Source organism: Bordetella muralis (assembly GCF_054781015.1).
The window spans coordinates 872,014-887,955 of the sequence record NZ_BAAGVF010000008.1 but is presented as its reverse complement, the minus strand read 5'-3'; the positions used below and the strand labels follow the sequence as shown (position 1 = coordinate 887,955).

At 59.7% G+C, this 15,942-nt stretch carries 13 protein-coding genes and 1 pseudogene; 8 read left to right on the top strand and 6 right to left on the bottom strand.

Translation table 11 applies throughout. The annotated features are described in order from the left end of the window. Window positions 1-114: 114 nt before the first annotated feature. Genes ACYVIT_RS21795 through ACYVIT_RS21785 form a run of 3 tightly spaced genes read left to right on the top strand, consistent with a single transcriptional unit; the run spans window position 115 to window position 2,428 of the window. Window positions 115-858 (top strand): ABC transporter permease, encoded by a 744-nt coding sequence (locus ACYVIT_RS21795; protein WP_415804564.1) that lies wholly within the window; start codon window positions 115-117, stop codon window positions 856-858. Beyond that, on the top strand, window positions 855-1,613 hold the full coding sequence (locus tag ACYVIT_RS21790; RefSeq protein WP_415804563.1) for an ABC transporter ATP-binding protein: 759 nt from the start codon (window positions 855-857) through the stop codon (window positions 1,611-1,613). The genes ACYVIT_RS21795 and ACYVIT_RS21790 overlap by 4 nt, the downstream gene beginning before the upstream one ends. A 29-nt stretch (window positions 1,614-1,642) precedes the next feature. Continuing rightward, complete coding sequence (locus ACYVIT_RS21785; RefSeq protein ID WP_415804831.1) at window positions 1,643-2,428, top strand: ABC transporter substrate-binding protein; 786 nt, start codon at window positions 1,643-1,645, stop codon at window positions 2,426-2,428. 60 nt (window positions 2,429-2,488) lie between these two features. Here the strand turns inward: ACYVIT_RS21785 and ACYVIT_RS21780 are convergent, their stop codons facing one another. The 3 genes and pseudogenes from ACYVIT_RS21780 to ACYVIT_RS21770 all read right to left on the bottom strand — a co-directional run. Further along, complete coding sequence (locus ACYVIT_RS21780; protein ID WP_415804562.1) at window positions 2,489-3,307, bottom strand: DUF4377 domain-containing protein; 819 nt, start codon at window positions 3,305-3,307, stop codon at window positions 2,489-2,491. A 140-nt stretch (window positions 3,308-3,447) separates the two neighbouring features. After that, a complete protein-coding gene (locus tag ACYVIT_RS21775; protein ID WP_415804561.1) occupies window positions 3,448-4,053 on the bottom strand; it encodes a DNA-3-methyladenine glycosylase I in 606 nt (201 codons plus the stop codon). Window positions 4,054-4,135: 82 nt separating this feature from the next. After that, window positions 4,136-4,621: pseudogene (locus tag ACYVIT_RS21770) on the bottom strand (methylated-DNA--[protein]-cysteine S-methyltransferase); the annotation flags it as partial. Window positions 4,622-4,891: 270 nt separating this feature from the next. On the opposite strand from ACYVIT_RS21770, the gene ACYVIT_RS21765 reads away from it, so the two are divergent. The 5 genes from ACYVIT_RS21765 (at window position 4,892) to ACYVIT_RS21745 (ending at window position 12,545) form a co-directional block, all read left to right on the top strand. Continuing rightward, on the top strand, window positions 4,892-5,905 hold the full coding sequence (locus tag ACYVIT_RS21765) for a pyridoxamine 5'-phosphate oxidase family protein (RefSeq protein WP_415804560.1): 1,014 nt from the start codon (window positions 4,892-4,894) through the stop codon (window positions 5,903-5,905). Window positions 5,906-6,011: 106 nt separating this feature from the next. Further along, window positions 6,012-6,866: a helix-turn-helix domain-containing protein gene (locus ACYVIT_RS21760; RefSeq protein WP_415804559.1), complete on the top strand. Its 855-nt coding sequence runs from the start codon at window positions 6,012-6,014 to the stop codon at window positions 6,864-6,866. Window positions 6,867-6,969: 103 nt separating this feature from the next. Further along, a complete protein-coding gene (hemE, locus tag ACYVIT_RS21755) occupies window positions 6,970-8,043 on the top strand; it encodes a uroporphyrinogen decarboxylase (RefSeq protein ID WP_415804558.1) in 1,074 nt (357 codons plus the stop codon). A gap of 350 nt (window positions 8,044-8,393) precedes the next feature. After that, complete coding sequence (locus tag ACYVIT_RS21750; RefSeq protein ID WP_415804557.1) at window positions 8,394-10,475, top strand: primosomal protein N'; 2,082 nt, start codon at window positions 8,394-8,396, stop codon at window positions 10,473-10,475. 12 nt (window positions 10,476-10,487) lie between these two features. Then, the gene (locus ACYVIT_RS21745) at window positions 10,488-12,545 is read left to right on the top strand and encodes a UvrD-helicase domain-containing protein (protein WP_415804556.1); all 2,058 of its coding nucleotides are present in this window, start codon (window positions 10,488-10,490) and stop codon (window positions 12,543-12,545) included. Window positions 12,546-12,576: 31 nt separating this feature from the next. Here the strand turns inward: ACYVIT_RS21745 and ACYVIT_RS21740 are convergent, their stop codons facing one another. The 3 genes from ACYVIT_RS21740 to ACYVIT_RS21730 form a co-directional block, all read right to left on the bottom strand. Further along, window positions 12,577-13,806 (bottom strand): MFS transporter, encoded by a 1,230-nt coding sequence (locus ACYVIT_RS21740; RefSeq protein WP_415804555.1) that lies wholly within the window; start codon window positions 13,804-13,806, stop codon window positions 12,577-12,579. Window positions 13,807-13,815: 9 nt separating this feature from the next. Next, entirely contained in the window at window positions 13,816-14,721 is a 906-nt protein-coding gene (locus ACYVIT_RS21735; RefSeq protein WP_415804554.1) for an amidohydrolase family protein, read from the bottom strand. A 73-nt stretch (window positions 14,722-14,794) separates the two neighbouring features. Beyond that, entirely contained in the window at window positions 14,795-15,925 is a 1,131-nt protein-coding gene (locus ACYVIT_RS21730; protein ID WP_415804553.1) for a M20 family metallopeptidase, read from the bottom strand. Between the last annotated feature and the right edge of the window lie 17 nt (window positions 15,926-15,942).

Genomic DNA, 15,942 nt, shown 5'->3' with positions numbered 1-15,942 from the left:
GTGTATTCGTTCTGATGGCACGGGGCTGAATGCGCGGTTCGGCTCGGTAGGCCTCGTGCCGCGCGCTCGTAAATCCAGATAGAAAAATGACATTCCGCTCTCTGCTCGCCTTCCATGAACACCGTATCTGAAAGCGTATTGACAGCTTTTGAGCTGATCATGTCGGCAGACCCGGTGTTGCTGTCCATCGTGTTGCGTTCGCTCGCTGTGAGCGCCTGTGCCTGTGTGCTGGCGTGCGCGGTAGGGATGGTGGCCGGCGCATGGCTGGCGGTCGCACGGTTTCGCGGCCACGGGTTCGTGCTGGTGCTGTTGAATACCTCGCTGGCATTACCGTCCGTGGTGGTTGGGTTGGTGGTGTATTTGCTGCTGTCACATTCCGGTCCTTTGGGATTTCTGGGCTGGTTGTTTTCGTTTCAAGCCATGGTGCTGGCGCAAGCAGTGCTGGTTTGCCCCGTTGTGACGGCGCTTGTGCGCCAAACGATTTCCGATGCAGAGCGGCTCCACGGAGAGCAGTTGCGATCGCTACGCGCGCGCGAGTGGCTGCGCGGCTTGTTGCTGGCCTGGGATGAGCGTTTCGCACTGTTGACGATTGTGATTACAGGGTTTGGCCGGGCGATCTCCGAAGTCGGTGCGGTGATGGTGGTGGGCGGAAATATCGAGGGCTATACACGCGTGATGACCACTGCGATTGCGTTGGAAACCAGCAAGGGCGATTTACCGTTGGCACTGGCATTGGGATTGTTGCTGTTGTGCGTGGTGTTGCTGTTGAATATGTTGGCTGCGGTCGTGCGGCGTTGGCGCGAGCGGCGTGACGCGGGCCTATCCGGTTTGTTTGGCCGCGCGGGGGCGGGCACATGACGCGCACATCCTCTTTCGAGACCCTGTTTGATCTGCGGGATGTTGACGTGGATTTCGGCAGCGTGCAGGCCCTGCGTGCGGTGTCCTTGACGATACGACCGGGTGAATGCGTGGCGTTGGTGGGTGCGAACGGCAGCGGCAAGAGCACGCTGCTGCGCGTGTTGCATTGCCTGCTGCAACCCTCGCGCGGCCAGGCTTCATGTGTGGCGCGCAAGTACCAGGCCATGCTGTTTCAGCAGCCGTATATGTTGCGCATGTCGGTGCTGAACAATGTGGCTTTGGGGCTTTGGTTGCGCGGCATGCGTTGGCGCGATGCGCGCGCGCAGGCTGGACCTGCATTGGCCAGAGTCGGTATGGAGGATCTTGCGGCACGCAGTGCCAAGGCCCTGTCCGGCGGACAGCAGCAACGATTGGCGATGGCGCGCGCCTGGGCCCTGAAGCCGGATGTGTTGTTGCTGGATGAGCCAACGGCCAGCCTGGATCCTCATGCCAAGCGTGAGGTCGAGCAGATGATGCACGACTTCGTGCAACCGGAGATGGCGCCCGATGAGGCACTTGATGCGCCAGACGAACTGCCACGCCGGCCTGCGATGGTGTTCAGCAGCCACAACCTGGGCCAGGTCAAACGGCTGGCGCAACGCGTGATTTATCTAGAACGCGGGCGGGTGGTGGTCGATTTGCCCGTTGACGATTTTTTTCACGGCTCGCTGCCCGAAGCGGCCAGTTTGTTCCTAAAAGGAGAACGCCTCTCATGACTCTCTCGACTCTTTTGCGACGCGCCGCAATGCCGGCTTTGCTCGTCGCAGCCACGTGGGCAGCGCCGGCGGTCCAGGCAGAAACCATTGTCATGGCGTCGACGACCTCCACAGAGCAGTCTGGCCTGTTCGCGCATTTGTTGCCTGCTTTTAAAAAGGCCAGCGGCATCGACATCAAAGTCGTTGCGCAGGGGACCGGGCAGGCATTGGATACCGCGCGTCGTGGTGACGCCGATGTCTTGTTCGTGCACGATCAAGTTGCCGAAGAAAAGTTCGTGGCCGAGGGCTACGCCACCAAGCGCTATCCCGTCATGTACAACGATTTCGTCCTGATTGGTCCGGCTGACGATCCGGCAGGAATCAAGGGCAACGATATCGTTCAGGCCTTGAGCACGCTGGCCAAGGACAATGCGTCTTTTGTGTCGCGCGGCGACAAGAGCGGCACGCATGCCGCCGAGCTGCGGTTCTGGAAAACCGCAGGCGTCGAGGACATGGGCAAGGGTTATAAAGCCTGTGGTTGCGGCATGGGACCGGCGTTGAATATGGCCTCATCGATGGGCGCTTATGTTTTGTCGGATCGTGGCACGTGGCTCAGCTTCAAGAACCCCGGCGGCCTGAAAATCCTGGTCGAAGGCGACAAGCGATTATTCAATCAGTATGGCGTGATGGTGGTCAATCCTGCCAAATTCCCGCACGTCAAAGCCAAGGACGCCCAACAGTTCGTGGATTGGGTGACTTCGCCAGCCGGGCAGGACACGATTGCCAGCTACAAAGTCAACGGGCAGCAGTTGTTTTTCCCGAACGCGGAAAAATAATGCCCGACCCGACGTCAGTCAAATCAGGCTCGGTGAATTCGAGCCTGTTCTTTTTGCCGTTTATTCCTTGGCGCTTTGCACCACCATGTCCAACACGTACACATAGCGCGATGCGTCGGCAGGCACGGGAGAGCGTTCATAGCGTTTTACGCGCAGTACGTTTCGTACGCCCGGTTGATGGGTATAGCCTTCGATTTCGCTGTAAAAAGCCTGCCATTCGCCTTGGCCGGTCTGGATGCCATTGGCATCGTATTGCACCTCGCGCACCTGCAGGCATTGCATATTCGGAATACCGGGGTGCGAGCAACGCATACGCTGCGAGGCGATTTCCAGGAATTGCGTTTCGCCTGTGCCACCATAGCGGGTCTCATCGGTGGGGGTGCCCGTCAGCGTCCATTGCGCGCCATCGGCAAAGCCCAGCGTCAATAACGGCCCCGTCGGACTCTGCGTGATCTGCCAAGTGGACGCTTGCGGCAAACGTTGGCCAAAGGCATGTTCGTATTGCATGAGTGCATTGTCGTTGCAGGCCATCATCGTGCCGACAGCGCCTGAGATTTTGATTTTGTTCGCATCCAGGCTATAGCCTGCGCCTAGCCGGTTGCACAGGCCGGACACGGATAGGCGTTGATCCTTGAAACTCAGACGCAAAGGCGCGCCATCGCGCGTTTGGGGCGGCGCCCATTCGGTTTGTGCGGCGCCGTTGGCATCACGGGCTGCGGTCAAGTCCCAGTGATAGGCCGAGAGCGTCGATGCGGCGGTGTCTGCGCCCGTCGTGGACGCACCGATGGTAGACGTTGTGTTCGTATTCATCGCGCAGGCACTCAGTACGCTGACCGTGGCAGCAAGTAATAAACGAGAAAGCAAAGTGTTCAACGGCATGGCGCGTGGTCCTGATAAAGCTAGTTCAAGGCTCGATTATGGACTGAATTGATGCGGAGGGCTGTCATTGACAGGAATGCCGTGTGAAGAAGCGCTACGTCGCGGCGATTTGTGTAATACGCAGGTGATTTATGTAACGTTCACCTTGTTTGCCAGACGCCAGAGCTGCCACGACGATGACTGTCAACCAAATGCGTGTCGATCATTCCCGTGGCTTCCATCAATGCATGCATGGTGGTCGGCCCGACAAAAGCAAAACCGCGCTTGCGCAGGGCTTTGCTCAGTGCAGTGGACGCCTCCGACACGGTAGGGATTTCTGCCAGCGTACGGGGGGAGGGAGTTTCTGCCGGTTGAAATGACCAGATGAAATCCACCAGTCCGCCGTCGGCTCGCAGTGCGATCGTTGCCGCGGCGTTGTTGATAGTAGCCAGGATTTTCGCCCGGTTGCGTACGATGCCGCTATCGGCCATCAGGCGTTCGACGTCTTTTTCACTGAACGTCGAGACGGCATCGGGATCGAACTGGCGAAACGCAGCACGAAACGCCTCGCGTTTGCGCAGGATCGTCGCCCACGACAAACCGGATTGAAAACACTCCAGGCTCAACCGTTCGAACAAACCGTGCTCGTCGCGTACCGGCATACCCCACTCGGTATCGTAGTACTGGCGCATTAAAGGATCTTGCGCGGCCCAGGGTGGGCGCGCCAAGCCGTCTTCACCGATGATGACGCCGGTGGGTGAGTTCATCTGTTGCTCCGGAAAACTGCGGCATGCATGCTGAAAAAAAGGCAGCGGCCATGCTGCCTACGGAATAATAAAACGTCTATGCGGCTGTGGCGCTGTGTTCGAGGCCCAGCAGCAGTTCCTTCGCGGGCAATCCGCCGGCAAACCCGGTGAGTGCGCCGGACGCGCCGACGACACGATGACAAGGTGCGACGATCGAGATCGGATTGCGTCCGTTGGCCGCTCCAACGGCACGCACAGCCTTGGGCCGACCGATCTGCGTCGCGATGTCGCGATAGCTGCGTGTCTGGCCGTATGGAATGGTCAGTAGCGCGGCCCAGACTTGCTTCTGAAACTCGGTGCCGGCGAAATCCAACGGCAGTTCAAAGCGTTCGCGTCGTCCCGCGAAATATTCTGTCAATTGCTGCTCGGTCTTTAACAGAATGGGGTGCTGGGTGTTCTCTTGCATAGGCCCCAGGCGTACGCGGCCTGGCCGGTCATTTTCCCACAAGATGGCAGCCAGGCTGGCATCCTTGGCGACGAGCGTCAATCGGCCCACGGGAGAGGCGATGGTCTTGTAGGCATAGGACATGATGGTTCCTTTCACGGATGGAGCGGATCTAGATTAGCGGTGAGGCACTTTGTGCCGGATGCAGAGCATCGTCCTGCTGTATCACCATGTCTGTAGTCTACGGATCGCGCCCGAGCGGTGCACTCGTATTCTTGCCGTTGAACTTGGTTTTTATGGACTCCGCCGGCCGGGAGAGCGAGGCGTCATTGCGTTTTATACAAGAAAATCATGGAAATAAATAATTCTCATTTATAAAATGGGGATTCTTTGTCGAATCAGCCGGAGACGGGAATGGACAGCGTGATCAATACGGTCGAGGCTCTGGAGTCTCAGGTGGGGGCGCGTGCAGATGCTGTGGACCTGAAGGTGATTGACCATCTGGATGTCCACGCGCAGCGTTGGCTGGCCGTTTCGCCGTTGGTATTCGCGGGGTTCAGCGACACACAGCAGATCGAGGTGACGGTGGCTGGCGGCCGTCCGGGTTTTGTATCGGCATCGGGTGCGGGCCTGTTGCGTATTCCGCGCGCGGCACTGGATGAGCCGCATTATGCCCAGGTGGGGCGCGGGGCTGGGTTGCTGTTCTTGATTCCAGGCTTGGGTGAGACCTTGCGGGTGAATGGCGCGGTGGAGGCGGTGTCCGGCGATGATGTGGTGATTGCAGTGCATGAATGCTATGCCCATTGCGCAAAGGCGTTGCTGCGATCGGCATTCTGGTCGTCAGACGAACCGCGTGCGCGAACGGGTCTCGACGATCTGCCAGGTTTGCTGGCGGTGTGCCGCTTTATGGCCCTGGCGACAGCCGATGCCGAATTGCGCACTGATTTGAGTCCCAAGGGTGATCCCGCGGGCCAGTTGATGCAGGGGGACTCAACGCAGCTTTGTTTTGCCGATCGTCCCGGAAATCGCCGTACGGACAGCATGCGCAATATGCTGGTGCGGCCGCAGGCAGCCATCATGCTGCTGGCGCCTGGGGCTGCCCAGGTCGCCGTGGTGAGAGGACGTGCGCACATGACGGCTGACGAAATATGGAGACAAAAGTTCGAAGTGCAGGGCAAGGTTCCAAAGGTCGTGACCGTATTGGAGTCACCACACGTCGTATTGCGAGAGAGTGCTGCGTTGTTGCGGGCAAGGCCTTGGATGACTGCGTCGGCGCCACGGGACATTGATCCTGCTGCAGTTTTTGCTGCGCACGTCAAACTGAATAAGACTCGTGGCTTGGGCGCAGCGATCGCGCGCGGGATGGTGTCTATTCCTGGGCTGATGCGTAAAGGGCTGGAGCAGGATTACAAACGGAATATGTACTGATTTGCACTCGGCTATACGTAGAACCCGCAGTGTGATAATTGCGAATATCGTGGGGTGACGATGATGTGTACGCTTGTTTTTTTGCATGCGTATACAGGAGTCCCTCTTGCGTGAAATATTGGATTGCGCCGTTCTGATGACCCCCGGCCATGAGGGCTGGGTACGGGAATGGGTTGATAGCCATCACGGGCAATTCGGCCGTTTGCGTCTGTACGTTCTGGATGTCGCCAGCCTGACTGCCGGGGCGCCTGCCGACCCGCAATGGCTGTCGCGGGCTCACTTGGCATTGCGGCGCTTTGATGGCTGTATATTGCCTGTGGCGGCCGAGTCGCTGTCATGGGTGCGCACCGTGTTGGCCAATGCCGAGGCGGGATTGCGCATTCCGCTGGTCGCCGTCGTTTTCGATATCACTGCGCCAGGGATGTTGGACTTGCTGTCGCTGGGTGTCGCCGATTTTGTGCGGGCACCAGTCTGCCCCGATGAGTTGCGCGCGCGTCTGGTGCATTGGCGCCGCCAGGCACGGCCCCATGGGCTGAGCGAGGCTGCGACGGCGCTATCGTTGACATCGTCGCCGGCTCCTGTGACGGAGGGGGACCAGACCTTTCGGCCTCGCAACAGACGTCCCGGCGGGTCCATACAGGAGCCTTTGCGCGTCTACGGCGGTCTGCCTGGCAGCAAACACCTGTCATCCAGAAAGAAATCGCCTCGGCCTGCCACCGAAAACGATGTCTTTGACATCGGAGCGATCGACCAGCCGTTCCGTCAAGCCAAGGCCAGGATGGTCGAGGATTTCGAGTGCGCCTATTTACGCCATGCTTTGTCCCGCCATTCGGGCAACGTTGCTCAGGCTGCGCGGGCGTCCAGCAAGCACAGGCGCGCGTTCTGGGCGCTGATGCGCAAGCATCGCATTGATGCCGCCCATTATCGCGATAACGCTTCTCTGGCTGAGCCGCCGGCCTGATTCGGGCACGGCGTACGGCGGCATGCCGGCGCAGATCGGGCAGGTGGCCGCGCGGTACGCGCCTAGGCAGTAAAATCACGGCTTCCGAAATCCAAGGATAGCTGTGTCCGCTGCTCCCCTGAAGAACGATGTGTTTCTGCGCGCCCTGTTGCGCCAGCCCGTCCCTTATACCCCCGTTTGGCTGATGCGCCAGGCGGGGCGCTATCTGCCCGAGTACAACGCGACACGTGCGCGGGCGGGCTCGTTCATGGGGCTGGCACAAAATCCCGATTACGCTGCAGAGGTTACGCTGCAACCCCTGGCACGTTACGACCTGGATGCGGCCATTCTGTTTTCCGACATCCTGACGGTGCCGCACGCCATGGGCTTGGGGCTGGATTTCGCCCCGGGCGAGGGGCCGCGTTTTGCGCGGCCGCTGCGCACCGAAAGCGATGTGGCGCAGCTCGCTGTGCCCGATATGGACTCTTTGCGTTACGTTTTCGACGCGGTGACGGTCATCCGCCGAGAGCTGGCTGGCAGAGTTCCCCTGATCGGTTTTGCAGGCAGTCCCTGGACCATCGCCTGTTACATGGTCGAGGGGCGTGGCAGTGCTGACTATCGCCTGATCAAGACCCTGCTGTATTCGCGCCCGGATCTGCTGCATCGCATCCTGGATATCAATGCTCAAGCGACCCAGCAATACCTGAACGCCCAAATCCAGGCGGGGGCGCAGGCCGTTATGTTGTTCGACAGCTGGGGGGGAGTGTTGGCCGATGGCTTGTTCCAGCAGTTTTCGCTGGCTTATACCCGCAAGGTCGTATCTGGCTTGATCCGTCAGCATGAGGGACGCCAAGTGCCCGTCATCGTCTTTACCAAGGGTGGCGGGTTGTGGCTCGAAGATATCGCCGCCTGCGGCTGTGATGCCGTGGGGCTCGACTGGACGGTGAACCTGGGACGAGCTCGCCAGCGTCTCGGCGATGCCGTTGCCCTGCAGGGTAACCTCGATCCGATGACGTTGTTCGGTGGCAGCGAAGCCATCCGGGCCGAAGTCCGCCGCACCGTGGACGCTTTTGGCCCTGTCGGGGCGGGGGGGCATGTCTTTAACCTGGGGCATGGCATCTCGCAGCATACGCCGCCCGAGGCGGTCACCGATCTGGTGGACGAGGTGCACGCCTACAGCCGGTCGTTTCACGCCTGAGTAAGTGTCCGCTAGCGCGCTAAAGGCCTAGTCTGTGTGCCGCTTGCTGAGACTTGTGCACAGCAGCGAAAACACCTCGGGCAACACCCAAAAATTAGGACAAATTCTGGGATATTTTTATAAGTCATTGAATTTAAAATAAAAATACAATGTCAATAGTTTGGAGGCATTTATTTTTATATTAAGCGTCTTGACAGGAAATCAGGTTATTGAATGTTTTTCCCCAAAGTTATCCACAGGTTGTGTCGTCGGGGATATTTCACACAGATTTGACAGCCTGTTAGCTCAAAAATCGAGAATTCACTTTAAGTTGTCCACGTCAATCGCCATGCATTCGATATCCGCCGCCCATGTCTGACGCACCCGATGGCCTCCGTCCCGGCGAGGGGTTCTGGGCGCGGGTGGCACTGGATGTCCCACTGCCGGGGCCTTTTGACTATCGCGTTCAGGCCGCTGTGCCGGTCGGCGCGCGGGTCATTGTGCCGTTTGGCCGTCGCAAACTGGTGGGTGTCGTTGTAGATAACCCCGCCGAGCCGTCAATAGATCCAGCTCAGGTGCGCGAGGTAGAGCAAGTCCTCGAGGACTTACCTCCGTTGCCTGCCGACTGGCTGCGTTTGGCGCGGTTTGCGGCCGATTACTACCAGCGGCCGCTAGGCGAAGTCATGCTGCCGGCCATGCCGCCGCCATTGCGCAAGCCCTCGGCTTACCAAGGCAAACGATCCGGACAAGGCCCGGTGGCGCGTTTGGACGCACGCAAGGCCAAGCGCGTTGCCGCCGCGGCCACGCCGGATCAGGCGCCGGTACTGAATGAGGACCAGCAGGCGGCGGTAGATACCGTTGCGGCGCTAGAAGGGTTCAAGCCCGTTTTGCTGCACGGAGTAACCGGCAGCGGCAAGACCGAGGTCTATCTGCATATTGCCGAACGCGTGCTGGCGGCGGGGCGCCAGGTCCTGTTGCTGGTGCCCGAAATCAATTTGACGCCGCAGCTCGAGGCGGCGGTGCGGGCGCGATTGGAGTCGGTGCTGGGGGTCGACGGCTTGGCCGTGATGCATAGCGGATTGTCAGACGGCGAACGCGTGCAGGCCTGGGCTCGTGCGCAGCGCGGCCAGGCGCGCATGTTGTTGGGCACGCGGATGGCGATTTTTGCGCCGTTGACCGAGTTGGGTTTGATTGTGGTCGACGAAGAGCACGACGCCTCGTACAAGCAGCAGGATGGCCTGCGTTATTCGGCTCGCGATCTGGCGGTATGGCGGGCGCGCGATCAAAATGTCCCGGTGGTGTTGGGATCTGCCACACCGTCACTCGAGAGCTGGTACCACGCCGGGCGCAACCACTATTTGCGTCTGACGCTGCCGGGCCGTGCGCGGGCGAGCAGCTTGCCGGCGATTCGTTTGATAGACACTCGCCGTCTGGCAATGCGTCAGGGGATGTCGCCACAATTGATCGATGCGATCAGTCAGCGGCTCGAGCGTGGCGAGCAGTCTCTGGTGTTCCTGAACCGTCGCGGTTATGCACCCGTGTTGCATTGCGCCTCTTGTGCCTGGGTCAGCCATTGCCCTCGCTGCTCGGCCTTTACCGTGTTGCATCGAGCGGCAGGCCGCGGCAATCGATTGCATTGCCACCACTGCGGTTATCAGGCGCCCGTACCACGGGCGTGTCCGGAATGCGGCGATCAGGATCTGGAACCCATGGGACGCGGAACGCAGCGCGTCGAAGAACATCTCGCGGAGCTATTTCCCCAGGCGCGGATTTCGCGTATCGATGCGGACAGCACGCGGCGCAAAGGCAGTGCGCAAGCCTTGTTCGCTGCCGTACATGCGGGCGAAGTCGATATCCTGGTGGGCACCCAGATGGTGGCCAAGGGACACGATTTTGCGCGATTGGGTCTGGTGGGCGTGTTGAATGCGGATTCGATGTTGTTTGCTCACGATTTTCGGGCGCCTGAGCGGTTGTTTGCTCAACTGATGCAGGTCGCGGGCCGCGCCGGCCGCCATGCCAATGGGGGCGAGGTCTTGATTCAGACCGGCTATCCCGAGCAGTCCATATACCAGGCCCTGCTGCGTCACGATTATGCGGGCTTTGCTCGCCACGCTCTCGAGGAACGCGAGACGACAGGGCTGCCGCCGTTTGCGTATCAGGCATTGTTGACGGCGGAGGCGCGCGAGTTGGCGCAGGCACTGGCGTTTCTGCAGGAGGCTCGTGATGTTGCCGAGCAGGGCGGTTTCTCGGGCGTGTCATCGTTGACGCTGTACGATCCAGTACCGCTGCGGGTAGTGCGTGTAGCCAATGTCGAGCGTGCGCAGTTGTTGCTGGAAAGCACCAGCCGGCCAGCGTTACAGGCGTTTTTGACGGAGTGGTCGGCACATCTGCCGGCGCTCGCGTCACAATCGCGTGTCCGTTGGCAGTTGGAAGTCGACCCTCTAGAGATTTGATTTTCGTTTTATATGTCCGATAGCGCACCCATAGGCCATGGTCTGAATCCCGCTCAGAAAGAGGCGGTGTTGTACCTGGACGGGCCATGTCTGGTCCTGGCGGGCGCGGGCAGCGGCAAGACGCGCGTGATCACCCAGAAAATCGCGTATTTGTTGCGCGAGTGCGGCTATATGGGCCGCAACGTTGTGGCATTGACATTCACGAACAAGGCCGCGCGCGAAATGGACGAGCGGCTGCGCTCCTTGGTCGATCGGAAGCTGGCCAAAGGCCTCACCATCAGTACGTTCCATTCGCTGGGCGTCAAGATGCTGCGCGAGGAGGCCCGCCATGCGGGACTCAAACCCCAGTTTTCGATACTGGATGCGGACGATGCCATGGCCATCATCCAGGAACTGCTGGTCACCACGGATCGTGGCCGTCTACGCACCGTGCAGTCGACGATTTCGTTGTGGAAAAACGCCTTGCTCAGTCCGGATGATGCCGCACGCGTCGCTGCGACGCCAGCTGAGTCAGAGGCTGCGACGGTATATCGCCATTATGCGGCGACCTTGGCGGCCTATCAGGCAGTGGATTTCGACGACCTGATTCGTATCCCCGCGCAATTGCTCGATAGCAACGAAGAGGTCCGCACGCGTTGGCAAAATCGCGTGCGCTATTTGCTCGTCGACGAATACCAGGATACCAACGCCTGCCAGTATCGCCTCGTGCAGTTGCTGTGTGGCGACCGGGCGATGTTTACCGCCGTGGGTGACGACGATCAGGCCATTTACGCGTGGCGCGGCGCCACCATGGAGAATCTGGCCAAGCTCACGACTGATTACCCGCAACTCAAGCTCATCAAGCTCGAGCAAAACTATCGTTCGGTACAGCGTATTTTGGCCGCGGCCAATACGGTGATCGAAAAAAACCCAAAACTGTTCGAGAAAAAACTCTGGTCAGATCTGGGTGTCGGCGAGCCGATCGTGGTGTCGCCCATGGATAACGATGAACACGAGGCGCAATCGATCGCGATGAAAATCTCGGCGTCGCGTTTTGAGCGTCAGGCGCAATGGAAAGATTTCGCGATCCTGTACCGGGGAAATCATCAATCGCGTATTTTGGAACAAGCGCTGCGCAATCTGAAAATCCCGTACACGATAGCAGGCGGGCAGAGCTTTTTTGACAAGGCCGAAATTCGCGACATCCTGGCGTATCTGCGGTTGGTCGCCAACGACGATGACGATCCTGCTTTCATCCGGGCTGCGACCACTCCCAAGCGCGGCATTGGACAGGCAACGTTGCAAGTCCTGGGCCAATACGCCGCACAGCGTGAGGTTTCTCTGCTGGCCGCTGCGGCCGAGTCAGGGTTGGAGAGTCTGCTGCAACCCCGTCAGTTGGAGTCTCTGCGAACCTTTGCGGAATATATCCGGCGTCTGCAATGGCGTGCGGGGCGCGGGCGCACGGACGGCACGGGCTCTCCTGAGCCTGCCGGCGCGATTCTGGACGACATGCTGGGGGCGATTCAATACGAACGCCATCTGTACGACACGCTGGAAGAAAAACCTGCGCAGACGCGCTGGGAAAACGTGTTGGAACTCACCGGTTGGCTGAAACGCAAAGCCGAGGAAGACGGCATGTCGCTGTTCGATCTGGTGCAGCACGTCGCCTTGATCACCATGCTGGAGCGCGGCGAGGAAGAAGAGCCCGACGCTGTCAAAATGTCGACGCTGCACGCGTCCAAGGGATTGGAGTATCCCCACGTTTATCTGGCGGGTGTGGAAGAAGGGCTGTTGCCTCACCTGGGTAAAGACGACGAGGACGGTGACCCCGCACGCGCTGCGGAAAACCTGGCCACACGGATCCAGGAAGAGCGTCGCTTGATGTACGTGGGAATCACGCGGGCCCAGCGCAGTCTGCATCTGAGCTGGTGCAAAAAACGTCGTCGTGCACGTGAGGATCTCATTCGCGAGCCCTCGCGCTTTATCGAGGAAATGGGGCTGGGCGACGTGCGCGTCGAAGAAGACGACGCGACACGTGCGATGAGCCCTAAAGAGCGATTGGGAATGCTGAAGGCGCTACTGAAAAAGTGAGCGCCGCGTAAAACCAGGAAAACCTGGGCGACTACTCCAACACTCGGCCTTTAGTTTCGGGCAACAGCAACGCGGTCAAGATCACGATGGCATAGGCACCTGTAGCAAAGGCGCCGATAGCCCAGGCCAGACCATGACTCTGGCTGAGAAAGCCCACCAGACTGGGAAACAGTGCGCCGATGCCCCGGCCAAAGTTGTACGCAAACCCTTGGCCCGACGCACGCACCTCTGATGGAAATAGCTCCGTCAGATAGGCCCCAATGCCGCTGAAAATACCCGAGGCGGCGAACCCCAGCGGAAAGCCCAGTATCAGCATCTGCGTATTGGTGAGCGGAACCAAGGTGTACACATAAACGCTCAGGGCTGATAACACCGAAAAAATCAGCAGATTGGCACGGCGGCCGAGTCTATCCGCCATATAGGCGCCCACGATGTAGCCGGCAAACGACCCGACAATGATCACCATCAGATAGCCGCCGGTATTCAAGACCGATAGGTGGCGTTCGGTTTTCAAAAAGGTCGGTAACCATGTCGTAATAGCGTAATAGCCGCCTTGCACGCCGGTGCACAGGATCGCGGTCACGACGGTCGTCTTGAGCAGGCCGGGCGAGAAAATGGCCCAGAATGAGGGACGCTCGCCGGACGCTTGCTTTTTGGCTTGCGTACGCTGAAAGACCTCGGGCTCAGGCACGTGTTTGCGGATATACAGCACCAGAAAAGCCGGCAACACGCCGATCCAGAACAAAGAGCGCCATGCCCATTCCGGCGGCAAAATCGAAAATGCCAAGGTGTATAGAATCGCTGCGGTTCCCCAACCCACCGCCCAACCGCTTTGCACAGTACCTACGGCTTTGCCACGGTGTTGGGCGCGGACAATTTCACCCATCAATACCGAGCCTACGGCCCATTCGCCGCCAAAGCCCAGCCCCTGCAAGGCACGCAGGATGAAGAGCTGTTCGAAGTTTTGCGCAAAGCCGATCGCAACCGTGCACACCGAGAACCATAGAATCGTGATCTGCAGTACACGCACGCGACCGTAACGGTCAGCCAATATTCCCGCCAACCACCCGCCCACTGCGGAGAACAGCAGCGTGACCGTACCGAGCATCCCTGCTTGACCTTTATCTATGCCCCACAGCTGAATCAGGGTAGAGATGACAAACGTAAAGACCATGAAGTCCAGCGCATCGATGGCCCATCCACCGAATGCGCCGATAAAGGTCCGGCGCTCTGTTTGATTTAGCTCTCTATACCATTGCATGGTTGCCTCTTAGAGGGAAGGGAAGCCGTAAAGGTTTTGAGGATTCGTGACCAGGATGCGATGCCGCGTTTGCGCGTCGGGTGCCCAGTCCGCGAGTTGATTGCGCAGCTTGCCCGTGTTGACCATGGGAGAGGTATGCACGTGCAGCCAATCACTGCCCCAGACCATGCGATCGGGGGCGGCAGCGATCAAGGCCTGGGCCCAGGGGATTACGTCGGTGTAGTGATCGAACTGATCGCTGATGCGGTATGAGCCCGATAGTTTTACCCACCAGCCGTGATCCTGCACCATGTGCAGCAGAGCCTGGAATCCCGGGCTTTGCAACCCCTCGGCGACGGGCATATGTCCCATGTGGTCCACGACGCCGGGCACCGGTAGCTTGCGCATGCGCGGCAGCAGTTCAGGCAGTTGGCGTGCGTCCATCAGGAATTGCATGTGCCAGCCCAGGTCCTTGATACGGTCCGCCAGCGTTTCCATCGCATCAAATCCGATGCCGCCGCCAAACAGCACGTTGATGCGCAGACCGCGTACGCCAGCCTCGTGCATGTCTTGCAGTTCGCGATCGGTGATCGTCGGGGCGACAACGCCGATGCCACGCAAACGATCCGGATTGCGGCGCAGGACTTCCAGCATGTAGCGGTTGTCTGTACCGTACACACTGATTTGCACCAATACCCCGCGCGACATGCCGTTGGTGTCCAGCATGGCCAAATAAGCGCTTTCTGTTGCCGGGTGCGGCGTATAGGTGCGCTCTGGCACCATGGGGTACGCTACCGCATCGTCAGCGACGACATGCGCGTGCGTATCGCAGGCGCCGGGCGGGATGTCGAACCGTGCAGGCTCTTGTTCAGACAGGGGTAGAGGTGGCAAGCAGAACGGCACCTCTTGTTCGGGGTGCGCAGTGGGGCTAGGCATACAACGTGTCTCCGGAAGTGGTGCTTGCGATATACCGGCGCTGCCGGATCACGCAAGCATCCGCACTACCGCGTCACGCCAGTTGACGCAGCAGCAATTCCCAGAATTTTACGCGCGTCTGCAGCGTTGAGATCAAGATGTACTCATCCAGCGTGTGGGCCCCGTTGCCGTCGGCGCCCAGACCGTCCAGCGTAGGCACGCCCATCGCAGAGGTGAAATTGGCATCGCTGCCGCCGCCTGTCATGGGTGCTTCTGCCAACTCAAAGCCGGCCTCGCGGGCGTAGCCTTGTGCCATTTCCAGCAAGGCGACGGCAGCATCGCTGCGCACCATGGGCGGGCGGTTCAGTTCGACATCAATGTCCAGTTCCACATCGGGGCCGACCGCGCACAGATTGCGCATGCGCCGCAGGACGTCTTCGGCGGCGCCCATATCGGGCACGCGGAAATCCACGACGCAGCGGCATTGTGCGGGCACGGTGTTGGTCACCGTGCCGCCGGCGATAGTGCCCACGCTGACCGTGACGCCGCGTTCGTAGTCGGTCATCGCTTCCAGAGCCAACACCTGGTGCGCCATTTCGCGAATCGCGCTGCGGCCCTTTTCATGTTGCATGCCCGCGTGGGCGGGGCGTCCCTTGACGTTCAGTCGCAGCATGCCGGTGCCTTTGCGCGCCGTCACGCAACCGCCTCCGTTGGGGCGGGCAGGCTCGCACACCAGACCATATTTGGCATTAGCGGCATAGCGCTCAATCGACGCACGCGAGGCGTGGCTGCCGGTTTCCTCGTCGGGCACCATCAGAAAATCCACGGGCAATTGTGTCGAGCCCGGTTTCACCAAATTCGATAAAGCCGCCAGCGCCAGATAAATGCCTCCCTTCATGTCATAGCTGCCGGGGCCATATAGACGGTCGCCTTCGATACGGCAAGGATTCTCTTGCAGTGTGCCGATCGGATGTACCGTATCCAGGTGGGCCAATACCAGAATGCCTTTACGGGTATCACCCGCCGCGCGGTTCGTGGCATACAGCAAGGGGCCGGTATCAGCGCCCAGCGACGTCAATTCCACTGCCAAACCGGCAGCGCGGGCCTGAGCCTCGACCAAGGCCGCCATCTTGGTCACGCCCTCGGGCGAGTTCGAGGGCGACTCGCAGCGCACCCACGATTGGATGCCGGCGACCAGGGCTTCAGTAGATGGGAGGGCGGACATATCGGTATTCCAGATAA

Coding starts and splice junctions, on each gene's coding strand:
- ACYVIT_RS21795 (WP_415804564.1), top strand. CDS start 115: ATGAACACCGTATCTGAAAGCGTATTGACAGCTTTTGAGCTGATCATG.
- ACYVIT_RS21790 (WP_415804563.1), top strand. CDS start 855: ATGACGCGCACATCCTCTTTCGAGACCCTGTTTGATCTGCGGGATGTT.
- ACYVIT_RS21785 (WP_415804831.1), top strand. CDS start 1,643: ATGCCGGCTTTGCTCGTCGCAGCCACGTGGGCAGCGCCGGCGGTCCAG.
- ACYVIT_RS21780 (WP_415804562.1), bottom strand. CDS start 3,307: ATGCCGTTGAACACTTTGCTTTCTCGTTTATTACTTGCTGCCACGGTC.
- ACYVIT_RS21775 (WP_415804561.1), bottom strand. CDS start 4,053: ATGAACTCACCCACCGGCGTCATCATCGGTGAAGACGGCTTGGCGCGC.
- ACYVIT_RS21765 (WP_415804560.1), top strand. CDS start 4,892: ATGGACAGCGTGATCAATACGGTCGAGGCTCTGGAGTCTCAGGTGGGG.
- ACYVIT_RS21750 (WP_415804557.1), top strand. CDS start 8,394: ATGTCTGACGCACCCGATGGCCTCCGTCCCGGCGAGGGGTTCTGGGCG.
- ACYVIT_RS21745 (WP_415804556.1), top strand. CDS start 10,488: ATGTCCGATAGCGCACCCATAGGCCATGGTCTGAATCCCGCTCAGAAA.
- ACYVIT_RS21740 (WP_415804555.1), bottom strand. CDS start 13,806: ATGCAATGGTATAGAGAGCTAAATCAAACAGAGCGCCGGACCTTTATC.
- ACYVIT_RS21735 (WP_415804554.1), bottom strand. CDS start 14,721: ATGCCTAGCCCCACTGCGCACCCCGAACAAGAGGTGCCGTTCTGCTTG.
- ACYVIT_RS21730 (WP_415804553.1), bottom strand. CDS start 15,925: ATGTCCGCCCTCCCATCTACTGAAGCCCTGGTCGCCGGCATCCAATCG.